The sequence below is a fragment of the Pantoea sp. DY-5 genome, from assembly GCF_019795955.1.
Taxonomy (GTDB): Bacteria; Pseudomonadota; Gammaproteobacteria; order Enterobacterales; family Enterobacteriaceae; genus Pantoea; species Pantoea leporis.
The window spans coordinates 212343-221806 of the sequence record NZ_JAIMIE010000008.1; the positions used below are offsets into that span (position 1 = coordinate 212343).

At 49.5% G+C, this 9464-nt stretch carries 18 protein-coding genes and 1 pseudogene; 18 read left to right on the plus strand and 1 reads right to left on the minus strand.

Translation table 11 applies throughout. The features are described 5' to 3' along the window. Positions 1 to 11: 11 nt before the first annotated feature. The 18 genes and pseudogenes from rplE to K5Y30_RS22260 all read left to right on the plus strand — a co-directional run. Positions 12 to 551 carry a 50S ribosomal protein L5 gene (gene rplE, locus K5Y30_RS22175; protein ID WP_007891665.1) on the plus strand — a complete coding sequence of 180 codons (540 nt, stop codon included), beginning with the start codon at positions 12 to 14 and terminating at the stop codon, positions 549 to 551. Positions 552 to 565: 14 nt separating this feature from the next. Further along, on the plus strand, positions 566 to 871 hold the full coding sequence (rpsN, locus tag K5Y30_RS22180; protein ID WP_007891666.1) for a 30S ribosomal protein S14: 306 nt from the start codon (positions 566 to 568) through the stop codon (positions 869 to 871). A 32-nt stretch (positions 872 to 903) separates the two neighbouring features. Further along, entirely contained in the window at positions 904 to 1296 is a 393-nt protein-coding gene (gene rpsH / locus K5Y30_RS22185) for a 30S ribosomal protein S8 (protein WP_007891668.1), read from the plus strand. Between the two features lie 13 nt (positions 1297 to 1309). Further along, on the plus strand, positions 1310 to 1843 hold the full coding sequence (rplF, locus tag K5Y30_RS22190) for a 50S ribosomal protein L6 (RefSeq protein WP_008104735.1): 534 nt from the start codon (positions 1310 to 1312) through the stop codon (positions 1841 to 1843). Positions 1844 to 1852: 9 nt separating this feature from the next. Next, positions 1853 to 2206 (plus strand): 50S ribosomal protein L18, encoded by a 354-nt coding sequence (gene rplR / locus K5Y30_RS22195; protein ID WP_008104733.1) that lies wholly within the window; start codon positions 1853 to 1855, stop codon positions 2204 to 2206. Positions 2207 to 2220: 14 nt separating this feature from the next. Then, positions 2221 to 2721 (plus strand): 30S ribosomal protein S5, encoded by a 501-nt coding sequence (gene rpsE / locus K5Y30_RS22200; protein ID WP_007891679.1) that lies wholly within the window; start codon positions 2221 to 2223, stop codon positions 2719 to 2721. A 5-nt stretch (positions 2722 to 2726) separates the two neighbouring features. Continuing rightward, positions 2727 to 2906 (plus strand): 50S ribosomal protein L30, encoded by a 180-nt coding sequence (rpmD, locus tag K5Y30_RS22205; protein ID WP_007891681.1) that lies wholly within the window; start codon positions 2727 to 2729, stop codon positions 2904 to 2906. Between the two features lie 3 nt (positions 2907 to 2909). Then, complete coding sequence (gene rplO, locus K5Y30_RS22210) at positions 2910 to 3344, plus strand: 50S ribosomal protein L15 (RefSeq protein WP_007891684.1); 435 nt, start codon at positions 2910 to 2912, stop codon at positions 3342 to 3344. A gap of 7 nt (positions 3345 to 3351) precedes the next feature. Then, entirely contained in the window at positions 3352 to 4683 is a 1332-nt protein-coding gene (gene secY / locus K5Y30_RS22215; RefSeq protein ID WP_007891686.1) for a preprotein translocase subunit SecY, read from the plus strand. 32 nt (positions 4684 to 4715) lie between these two features. Then, positions 4716 to 4832: a 50S ribosomal protein L36 gene (gene rpmJ, locus K5Y30_RS22220; protein WP_004160566.1), complete on the plus strand. Its 117-nt coding sequence runs from the start codon at positions 4716 to 4718 to the stop codon at positions 4830 to 4832. A gap of 146 nt (positions 4833 to 4978) precedes the next feature. Next, positions 4979 to 5335 (plus strand): 30S ribosomal protein S13, encoded by a 357-nt coding sequence (gene rpsM, locus K5Y30_RS22225; protein ID WP_034830736.1) that lies wholly within the window; start codon positions 4979 to 4981, stop codon positions 5333 to 5335. A 16-nt stretch (positions 5336 to 5351) separates the two neighbouring features. Next, positions 5352 to 5741 carry a 30S ribosomal protein S11 gene (gene rpsK, locus K5Y30_RS22230; protein WP_004160563.1) on the plus strand — a complete coding sequence of 130 codons (390 nt, stop codon included), beginning with the start codon at positions 5352 to 5354 and terminating at the stop codon, positions 5739 to 5741. Between the two features lie 32 nt (positions 5742 to 5773). Then, positions 5774 to 6394: a 30S ribosomal protein S4 gene (gene rpsD, locus K5Y30_RS22235; protein ID WP_007891687.1), complete on the plus strand. Its 621-nt coding sequence runs from the start codon at positions 5774 to 5776 to the stop codon at positions 6392 to 6394. 25 nt (positions 6395 to 6419) lie between these two features. Then, positions 6420 to 7409, plus strand: coding sequence for a DNA-directed RNA polymerase subunit alpha (gene rpoA / locus K5Y30_RS22240; protein WP_007891688.1), 990 nt, complete (start codon positions 6420 to 6422; stop codon positions 7407 to 7409). Between the two features lie 40 nt (positions 7410 to 7449). After that, positions 7450 to 7836 (plus strand): 50S ribosomal protein L17, encoded by a 387-nt coding sequence (gene rplQ / locus K5Y30_RS22245; protein WP_008104728.1) that lies wholly within the window; start codon positions 7450 to 7452, stop codon positions 7834 to 7836. Positions 7837 to 7949: 113 nt separating this feature from the next. Next, positions 7950 to 8321 carry a DnaJ family domain-containing protein gene (locus K5Y30_RS22250; protein ID WP_222213400.1) on the plus strand — a complete coding sequence of 124 codons (372 nt, stop codon included), beginning with the start codon at positions 7950 to 7952 and terminating at the stop codon, positions 8319 to 8321. A 1-nt stretch (position 8322) separates the two neighbouring features. Next, entirely contained in the window at positions 8323 to 8760 is a 438-nt protein-coding gene (gene zntR / locus K5Y30_RS22255; protein ID WP_222213402.1) for a Zn(2+)-responsive transcriptional regulator, read from the plus strand. A gap of 50 nt (positions 8761 to 8810) precedes the next feature. Continuing rightward, positions 8811 to 9002: pseudogene (locus K5Y30_RS22260) on the plus strand (alternative ribosome-rescue factor A); the annotation flags it as partial. Between the two features lie 44 nt (positions 9003 to 9046). Here K5Y30_RS22260 and mscL read toward each other — a convergent pair. Next, positions 9047 to 9460 carry a large-conductance mechanosensitive channel protein MscL gene (gene mscL, locus K5Y30_RS22265; protein ID WP_007891693.1) on the minus strand — a complete coding sequence of 138 codons (414 nt, stop codon included), beginning with the start codon at positions 9458 to 9460 and terminating at the stop codon, positions 9047 to 9049. Positions 9461 to 9464: the final 4 nt, after the last annotated feature.

Here is a 9464-nt window from a genome sequence, read left to right on the forward strand (position 1 = left end):
GGAGTAGTACGATGGCGAAACTGCATGATTACTACAAAGACGAAGTAGTCCAGAAACTCATGACAGAGTTCGGCTACAATTCTGTCATGCAAGTCCCTCGGGTCGAGAAGATCACCCTGAACATGGGTGTTGGTGAAGCGATCGCTGACAAGAAACTGCTGGATAACGCAGCAGCTGACCTGGCAGCAATCTCCGGTCAAAAACCGCTGATCACCAAAGCACGCAAATCAGTTGCAGGCTTCAAAATCCGTCAGGGCTATCCGATCGGCTGTAAAGTAACTCTGCGCGGTGAGCGTATGTGGGAGTTCTTTGAGCGTCTGATCACTATTGCTGTACCACGTATTCGTGACTTCCGCGGTTTATCTGCTAAGTCGTTCGACGGTCGTGGTAACTACAGCATGGGCGTTCGTGAGCAGATCATCTTCCCAGAAATCGATTATGACAAAGTCGATCGCGTTCGTGGTTTGGATATTACCATTACCACTACTGCGAAATCTGATGATGAAGGCCGTGCTCTGCTGGCTGCCTTTGAATTCCCATTCCGCAAGTAAGGTAGGGTTACTTAATGGCTAAGCAATCGATGAAAGCACGCGAAGTTAAGCGTGTGAAATTAGCAGACAAGTTCTTCGCCAAGCGCGTTGAACTGAAAGCGATCATTTCTGATGTGAACGCATCCGACGAAGATCGTTGGGATGCCGTTCTCAAGCTGCAGAGTCTGCCGCGTGATTCCAGCCCTTCCCGTCAGCGTAACCGCTGCCGTCAGACAGGTCGTCCGCACGGTTTCTTGCGGAAGTTTGGGTTGAGCCGTATCAAGGTCCGTGAAGCCGCAATGCGCGGTGAAATCCCGGGTCTTAAAAAGGCTAGCTGGTAATTGTCACCATTTGAATCACGGGAGTAACACAGATGAGCATGCAAGATCCGATCGCGGATATGCTGACCCGTATCCGTAACGGTCAGGCCGCGAACAAAGTTGCGGTCTCTATGCCTTCCTCCAAGCTGAAAGTGGCAATTGCCAACGTGCTGAAGGAAGAAGGCTATATTGAAGATTTTAAAATCGAAGGCGATATCAAGTCTGAGCTGGAAGTTACTTTAAAGTATTTCCAGGGCAAGGCTGTGGTAGAGAGCATTCAGCGTGTTAGTCGTCCAGGTCTGCGCATCTATAAGAAAAAAGATGAGCTGCCAAAAGTAATGGCTGGTCTGGGCATCGCTGTAATCTCTACCTCTAAAGGTGTCATGACTGATCGTGCAGCGCGCCAAGCTGGTCTTGGTGGCGAAATTATCTGCTACGTAGCGTAATCGGAGGAATAAAATGTCTCGTGTTGCAAAAGCACCTGTCGTTGTTCCTGCGGGCGTAGAGGTAAAACTCAGCGGTCAGGAAGTTTCGATCAAAGGCAAAAACGGCGAGCTGACTCGTACTATCAACAGTGCTGTAGAAGTTAAGCATGCAGACAACGCCCTGACTTTCGCTCCACGCGAAGGTTATGCGGATGGTTGGGCACAAGCAGGTACTGCTCGTGCGCTGCTGAACGGCATGGTTATCGGTGTTACCGAAGGCTTCACCAAGAAGCTGCAACTGGTTGGTGTTGGTTATCGTGCAGCTGTTAAAGGCAACTCTGTGAGCTTGGCCCTGGGCTTCTCTCACCCTGTTGACCATGCACTGCCGGCCGGCATCACTGCTGAATGTCCAACTCAGACTGAGATCGTGCTGAAAGGCGCGGATAAACAGCTGATTGGTCAGGTTGCAGCTGATCTGCGCGCCTACCGTCGTCCTGAGCCTTATAAAGGCAAGGGTGTTCGTTACGCCGACGAAGTCGTGCGTACCAAAGAGGCTAAGAAGAAGTAAGGTAACACTATGGATAAGAAATCTGCTCGTATCCGTCGTGCGACCCGTGCACGTCGCAAGCTCAAAGAGCTGGGTGCTACTCGCCTGGTGGTACATCGTACCCCGCGTCATATCTACGCACAGGTGATCGCCCCGAACGGTTCCGAAGTTCTGGTTGCTGCTTCTACTGTAGAAAAAGCTATTGCCGAACAACTGAAGTATACCGGTAACAAAGACGCCGCTGCAGCTGTAGGTAAAGCTCTGGCTGAGCGCGCTGTTGAGAAAGGCATTACTAATGTCTCTTTCGACCGTTCCGGGTTCCAATATCATGGTCGTGTCCAGGCACTGGCAGATGCTGCCCGTGAAGCTGGCCTTCAGTTCTAAGGTAGAGGTCTAAGATGTCAAACATCGAGAAACAAGCTGGCGAACTGCAGGAAAAACTGATCGCGGTAAACCGTGTATCTAAAACTGTAAAAGGTGGTCGTATTTTCTCCTTCACCGCACTGACTGTAGTGGGTGATGGTAACGGCCGCGTTGGTTTTGGTTACGGTAAAGCGCGTGAAGTTCCAGCAGCGATCCAGAAAGCGATGGAGAAAGCCCGTCGCAATATGATTAACGTCGCGCTGACTCACGGCACCCTGCAGCACCCTGTTAAAGGTGCTCACACAGGTTCTCGTGTGTTCATGCAGCCAGCTTCTGAAGGTACCGGTATCATCGCCGGCGGTGCAATGCGCGCCGTTTTAGAAGTTGCTGGAGTACATAACGTTCTGGCTAAAGCGTATGGTTCTACCAACCCGATTAACGTGGTTCGTGCAACTATCGATGGCCTGGGCAATATGAATTCTCCGGAAATGGTCGCTGCCAAGCGTGGTAAATCCGTTGAAGAAATTCTGGGGTAATCACGATGGCTAAGACAATTAAAATTACACAAACCCGCAGTTCAATCGGCCGCCTGCCTAAGCACAAAGCGACTCTGGTTGGCTTGGGTCTGCGTCGCATCAATCACACCGTCGAGCGTGAAGATACGCCTGCTGTACGCGGTATGATTAACGCGATTTCCTACATGCTGAAAGTGGAGGAGTAAGAGATGCGTTTAAACACTCTGTCTCCGGCCGAAGGGTCTAAACACGCTTCTAAGCGTCTGGGTCGTGGTATCGGTTCTGGCCTCGGTAAAACTGGTGGTCGTGGTCACAAAGGTCAGAACTCTCGTTCTGGCGGTGGCGTACGTCGCGGTTTCGAGGGTGGTCAGATGCCTCTGTACCGTCGTCTGCCGAAATTTGGTTTCACCTCTCGCAAAGCAATGATCACGACAGAAGTTCGTCTGTCTGATCTGGCGAAAGTTGAAGGCGGTATTGTTGACCTGAATACGCTGAAAGCGGCCAATATTATCGGTGTTCAGATTGAATTCGCGAAAGTGATTCTTTCTGGTGAAGTTTCTGCACCGGTAACGGTTCGCGGTCTGCGTGTCACCAAAGGTGCTCGTGCTGCAATCGAAGCTGCTGGCGGTAAAATCGAGGAATAAGTAGCAGATGGCAAAGCAACCGGGATTAGATTTTCAAAGTGCCAAAGGTGGCTTTGGTGAACTGAAGCGCAGACTGTTGTTTGTAATCGGTGCACTCATTGTCTTCCGAATTGGCTCTTTTATTCCAATCCCCGGTATCGATGCCACTGTACTTGCCAAACTGCTTGAGCAACAGCGTGGCACCATCATTGAAATGTTCAACATGTTCTCTGGTGGTGCTCTCAGTCGTGCTTCAATCTTCGCTCTGGGTATTATGCCGTATATTTCGGCTTCTATTATTATCCAGCTGCTGACGGTGGTTCATCCAGCGTTAGCTGAGATTAAGAAAGAGGGTGAAGCTGGTCGTCGCAAGATTAGCCAGTACACTCGCTACGGCACACTGGTTCTGGCTGTATTCCAGTCGATCGGTATTGCTACCGGTTTACCGAATATGCCTGGAATGCAGGGGCTGGTAATGAATCCAGGCTTTGCATTCTACTTTACCGCTGTTGTAAGTCTGGTTACTGGGACAATGTTCCTGATGTGGCTGGGCGAACAGATTACTGAGCGAGGTATCGGTAACGGTATCTCGATCATTATCTTCGCAGGTATTGTTGCGGGACTCCCGCCGGCCATTGGCCATACCATCGAGCAAGCGCGGCAAGGTGACCTGCACTTCCTTCTGTTGCTGTTGGTTGCAGTTCTAGTATTTGCAGTGACGTTCTTTGTTATTTTCGTCGAGCGTGGCCAGCGTCGCATTGTGGTCAACTACGCTAAACGTCAGCAAGGTCGTCGTGTATATGCTGCACAGAGCACACATTTACCGTTGAAAGTGAATATGGCGGGCGTAATCCCAGCTATTTTTGCTTCCAGCATTATTCTGTTCCCGGCGACCATAGCATCATGGTTCGGGGGCGGTACCGGTTGGAACTGGCTGACAACAATTTCGCTGTATTTGCAACCAGGACAGCCGCTTTATGTGCTACTCTATGCGACTGCAATCATCTTCTTCTGTTTCTTCTACACGGCGTTGGTCTTCAACCCACGTGAAACAGCAGATAACCTGAAGAAGTCTGGTGCATTCGTACCGGGAATTCGTCCGGGAGAGCAAACGGCGAAGTACATCGATAAAGTAATGACACGTCTGACCTTAATCGGCGCACTGTATATTACTTTTATCTGCCTGATCCCGGAGTTCATGCGTGATGCTATGAAAGTTCCATTCTACTTTGGCGGCACATCGCTGCTCATCGTAGTGGTCGTCATCATGGACTTTATGGCTCAAGTGCAAACTCTGATGATGTCGAGTCAGTACGAGTCTGCATTGAAGAAAGCTAACCTGAAGGGCTACGGCCGTTAATTCGGGTGCTTGAGAAGTTACGGAGAGTAAAAATGAAAGTTCGTGCTTCCGTCAAGAAATTATGTCGTAACTGCAAAATCATTCGCCGCGACGGTGTCGTACGTGTGATCTGCAGCGCCGAGCCAAAGCATAAACAGCGCCAAGGCTGATATTGTCACATATTTTTCTTGCAAAGTCGGGTTGAGCTGGCTAGATTAGCCAGCCAATCTTTTGTATGTCGATGCGTTACCATTTGAGTATCCTGAAAACGGGCTTTTCAGCATGGGACGCATTTGTTTAATTATAGGAGTGCATAGTGGCCCGTATAGCAGGCATTAACATTCCTGATCAGAAACATACCGTTATCGCATTAACTTCGATTTTCGGTATCGGTAAAACTCGTTCTAAAGCCATCTGCGCTTCAACGGGTATTGCTGAAAATGTTAAGATCAGAGAGCTGTCTGAAGAACAAATTGAACAGCTGCGTGAAGCAGTTGGTAAATTCGTTGTTGAAGGTGATCTGCGCCGTGAAATCACCCTGAGCATCAAGCGTCTGATGGACCTTGGTTGCTATCGTGGTTTACGCCATCGTCGTGGTCTGCCAGTTCGCGGTCAGCGTACTAAGACCAATGCACGTACCCGTAAGGGTCCGCGTAAACCGATCAAGAAATAATCGGGGTGAGTAAATAATGGCAAAGGCACCAGTTCGTGCACGTAAGCGTGTAAGAAAACAAGTCTCAGATGGCGTGGCTCATGTCCATGCATCTTTTAACAACACCATCGTTACCATTACTGATCGTCAGGGTAACGCACTGGGTTGGGCAACCGCCGGTGGTTCCGGTTTCCGCGGTTCACGTAAATCTACTCCGTTTGCTGCGCAGGTAGCTGCAGAGCGCTGTGCAGAAGCAGTGAAAGATTACGGTATTAAGAATCTGGAAGTTATGGTTAAGGGTCCGGGTCCAGGTCGCGAATCAACAATTCGTGCTCTGAATGCTGCTGGTTTCCGCATCACTAATATTACTGATGTGACTCCGATCCCTCACAACGGTTGTCGTCCGCCGAAAAAACGTCGCGTTTAATCGCCCGTTTTTAGGTTAGTTGGAGAAAGAAAATGGCAAGATATTTGGGTCCTAAGCTCAAGCTGAGCCGTCGTGAGGGTACCGACTTATTCCTTAAGTCTGGCGTTCGCGCGATCGATACCAAGTGCAAAATTGAACAACCACCTGGTCAGCATGGTGCGCGTAAACCGCGTCTGTCTGACTACGGCGGCCAGTTGCGTGAAAAGCAGAAAGTTCGTCGTATGTACGGCGTGCTGGAGCGTCAGTTCCGTAACTACTATAAAGAAGCAGCACGTCTGAAAGGCAACACAGGTGAAAACCTGCTGGCCCTGCTAGAAGGTCGTCTGGATAACGTTGTTTACCGTATGGGCTTTGGCGCCACTCGTGCAGAAGCACGTCAGCTGGTTAGCCATAAATCTATCCTGGTGAACGGTCGCGTTGTTAACATCGCTTCTTATCAGGTATCTCCGAATGATGTCGTAAGCATCCGTGAGAAAGCCAAACAGCAATCTCGCGTGAAGGCCGCTCTGGAGCTGGCTGAGCAGCGTGAAAAGCCAACCTGGCTGGAAGTTGATGCTACTAAGATGGAAGGTGTGTTCAAGCGTATTCCTGAACGTACTGATCTGTCTGCGGACATTAACGAACACCTGATCGTCGAGCTTTACTCTAAGTAAAGCTTAGTACCAAAGAGAGGACACAATGCAGGGTTCTGTGACAGAGTTTCTAAAACCGCGCCTGGTAGATATCGAGCAAGTGAGTTCGACGCACGCCAAGGTGACCCTTGAGCCGTTAGAGCGTGGCTTTGGCCATACTCTTGGTAACGCACTGCGCCGTATTCTGCTTTCTTCCATGCCGGGTTGCGCGGTGACCGAGGTTGAGATTGATGGTGTGCTTCATGAGTACTCCACCAAAGAGGGCGTACAGGAAGATATCCTGGAAATCCTGCTTAACCTGAAAGGGTTGGCGGTAAGAGTTCAAGGTAAAGATGAAGTCATCCTTACTCTGAATAAATCTGGCATTGGCCCTGTGACTGCAGCCGACATCACCCACGACGGTGATGTTGAAATCGTCAAGCCGCAGCATGTGATCTGCCACCTGACCGATGAAAACGCATCTATTAGCATGCGTATCAAAGTTCAGCGTGGTCGTGGTTATGTGCCGGCTTCTGCCCGAATTCATTCGGAAGAAGATGAGCGCCCAATCGGCCGTCTGTTGGTTGACGCTTGCTACAGCCCTGTAGACCGTATTGCCTACAATGTTGAAGCAGCGCGTGTAGAACAGCGTACCGACCTGGACAAGCTGGTCATCGAAATGGAAACCAACGGCACAATCGATCCTGAAGAGGCGATTCGTCGTGCGGCAACCATCCTGGCAGAACAACTGGAAGCTTTCGTTGACTTACGTGATGTACGTCAGCCGGAAGTGAAAGAAGAGAAACCAGAATTCGATCCGATCCTGCTGCGCCCTGTTGACGATCTGGAATTGACTGTCCGCTCTGCTAACTGCCTCAAGGCAGAAGCTATCCACTACATCGGTGATCTGGTACAGCGTACCGAGGTTGAGCTGCTTAAAACGCCTAACCTGGGTAAAAAATCTCTTACCGAGATTAAAGATGTGCTTGCTTCACGTGGTTTGTCTCTGGGCATGCGCCTGGAAAACTGGCCACCAGCAAGCATTGCTGATGAATAAACCGATCACAGGTTAAGGTTTCACTGAGAAGGATAAGGTCATGCGCCATCGTAAGAGTGGTCGTCAACTGAACCGCAACAGCAGCCATCGTCAGGCTATGTTCCGCAACATGGCTGGTTCTCTGGTTCGTCATGAGATCATTAAGACGACTCTGCCGAAAGCCAAAGAGCTGCGCCGCGTAGTTGAGCCGCTGATTACTCTTGCCAAGACCGACAGCGTAGCTAATCGTCGTCTGGCATTCGCCCGCACTCGTGATAACGAGATCGTGGCAAAACTGTTTAACGAGCTGGGCCCGCGTTTCGCGAGCCGTGCCGGTGGTTACACTCGCATTTTGAAGTGTGGCTTCCGTGCTGGTGACAACGCTCCGATGGCTTACATCGAGCTGGTTGATCGTCCAGAAGCTCAAGCAGAAGCTACTGCAGAGTAATTTGCAGTATCGTAGGAAACCCGCTTCGGCGGGTTTTTTATTGTCCGTAATTCCTTTCCATTTACTCCCCTTTCGCTATGCTGATGGCTGATACACCCATCAGGAACTCCCTTATGTGGCTAATTGATCAACTTGTAGAGCAACATATCCGTGAAGCTCAGGAAAAGGGTGAGCTGAGTAATTTGTCCGGCGAAGGTGCACCTTTACAGCTAGATGATGACAGCGGAGTACCAGTTGAATTGCGCACGGCATATCGTCTGTTGAAAAACTCTGGTTACCTACCTCCTGAACTTGAAATGCGTCGTGAAGCATTGGCGCTAAACGATCTGCTACTCGAACTGGATCCTGACGATGGCGAGGCGCGAGAATTCTCAAAACGCTTAGCGCTGTTAGAAATAAAACTCCAGCAAGCCGGAATCAGTACCGAATTTTTGCGCGGCGATTACAGCGATACCATCCATCATCATTTGCAGCGGGAGAAATAGCATGTACCGGATTGGCCAGCTGGCAAAAATGGCGGATGTGACGCCAGACACCATCCGCTTTTATGAAAAACAGCAGATGATGAATCATGAGGTACGCACCGAGGGCGGTTTTCGCCTTTATAGCGACGATGATTTACAGCGGCTGCGTTTTATTCGCTATGGTCGCCAACTTGGCTTCAGCTTAGAGTCGATTCGTGGATTATTGTCGATCCGCATAGATCCTGAACATCATACTTGCCAGGAATCCAAAGCCATTGTGGCGAAAAGATTGGAAGAAGTGAATGGCATGATCGCTGAACTACAGACGATCCAGCGTTCATTGCACCGTCTGGCTGAAACCTGCTGCGGCGACGTACATAGCAGCGCCTGTTGTTCAATACTTGAAGCTCTGGAAAAAGGTGAAGAGCCGCAGCCTGAAATTTGTTGTAGCAAGGATTGAATTTTGCGCTGGAAGGAATATAGTTGCGCCGTTAATAACCGGAGGACGAGATGACTCGCTATCAGCTCCAAAAAGGTAAAATCAACGATAATGCACTCGAAGCATTATTACATGATCCACTGTTTAGGCAGCGCGTTGAGAAGAATCAGAAAGGAAAAGGCAGTTATCAACGTAAAGACAAACATGGCAAAGGACGTAACTGGGAGGCCAGTGATAAGCAGAAAAGTTTATCACTGGCCTTCTTCTTTAAAGACAAAAAAGCCGCCTTATTTGGGCGGCTTTTTCATCATAATTTATCGTGATTTTGTTGCTTTAACAGGTCACGGATTTCAGTGAGCAGTAACTCTTCATTGGTCGGCTTAGGTGCCGCTTTCTCAACTTCTTTTTTCTGATACAGCTTGTTCATTACTTTAATTGCCAGGAAGATCGCAAAGGCAACAATAACGAAATCGAACACGGTCTGAATAAAGTTACCGTACTCCATTACCACAGCAGGAATATCACCTTCTGCCGGCTTTAATATCCATTTGAACTGTTTGAAATCGACGCCACCAATCAGCAAGCCGAGTGGCGGCATGATGATATTGGCGACCAGTGAAGAAACAATCTTACCAAAAGCGGCACCGATGATGACACCGACAGCCAGATCAACCACGTTCCCACGCATTGCAAAATCACGAAACTCTTTGAATAAACTCATTGTT

Coding starts and splice junctions, on each gene's coding strand:
- rpsK (WP_004160563.1), top strand. CDS start 5,352: ATGGCAAAGGCACCAGTTCGTGCACGTAAGCGTGTAAGAAAACAAGTC.
- mscL (WP_007891693.1), bottom strand. CDS start 9,460: ATGAGTTTATTCAAAGAGTTTCGTGATTTTGCAATGCGTGGGAACGTG.
- rpsD (WP_007891687.1), top strand. CDS start 5,774: ATGGCAAGATATTTGGGTCCTAAGCTCAAGCTGAGCCGTCGTGAGGGT.
- rpoA (WP_007891688.1), top strand. CDS start 6,420: ATGCAGGGTTCTGTGACAGAGTTTCTAAAACCGCGCCTGGTAGATATC.
- rplO (WP_007891684.1), top strand. CDS start 2,910: ATGCGTTTAAACACTCTGTCTCCGGCCGAAGGGTCTAAACACGCTTCT.
- rplQ (WP_008104728.1), top strand. CDS start 7,450: ATGCGCCATCGTAAGAGTGGTCGTCAACTGAACCGCAACAGCAGCCAT.
- K5Y30_RS22250 (WP_222213400.1), top strand. CDS start 7,950: ATGTGGCTAATTGATCAACTTGTAGAGCAACATATCCGTGAAGCTCAG.
- zntR (WP_222213402.1), top strand. CDS start 8,323: ATGTACCGGATTGGCCAGCTGGCAAAAATGGCGGATGTGACGCCAGAC.
- rpmJ (WP_004160566.1), top strand. CDS start 4,716: ATGAAAGTTCGTGCTTCCGTCAAGAAATTATGTCGTAACTGCAAAATC.
- secY (WP_007891686.1), top strand. CDS start 3,352: ATGGCAAAGCAACCGGGATTAGATTTTCAAAGTGCCAAAGGTGGCTTT.
- rplE (WP_007891665.1), top strand. CDS start 12: ATGGCGAAACTGCATGATTACTACAAAGACGAAGTAGTCCAGAAACTC.
- rpmD (WP_007891681.1), top strand. CDS start 2,727: ATGGCTAAGACAATTAAAATTACACAAACCCGCAGTTCAATCGGCCGC.
- rpsE (WP_007891679.1), top strand. CDS start 2,221: ATGTCAAACATCGAGAAACAAGCTGGCGAACTGCAGGAAAAACTGATC.
- rpsH (WP_007891668.1), top strand. CDS start 904: ATGAGCATGCAAGATCCGATCGCGGATATGCTGACCCGTATCCGTAAC.
- rplF (WP_008104735.1), top strand. CDS start 1,310: ATGTCTCGTGTTGCAAAAGCACCTGTCGTTGTTCCTGCGGGCGTAGAG.
- rpsN (WP_007891666.1), top strand. CDS start 566: ATGGCTAAGCAATCGATGAAAGCACGCGAAGTTAAGCGTGTGAAATTA.
- rplR (WP_008104733.1), top strand. CDS start 1,853: ATGGATAAGAAATCTGCTCGTATCCGTCGTGCGACCCGTGCACGTCGC.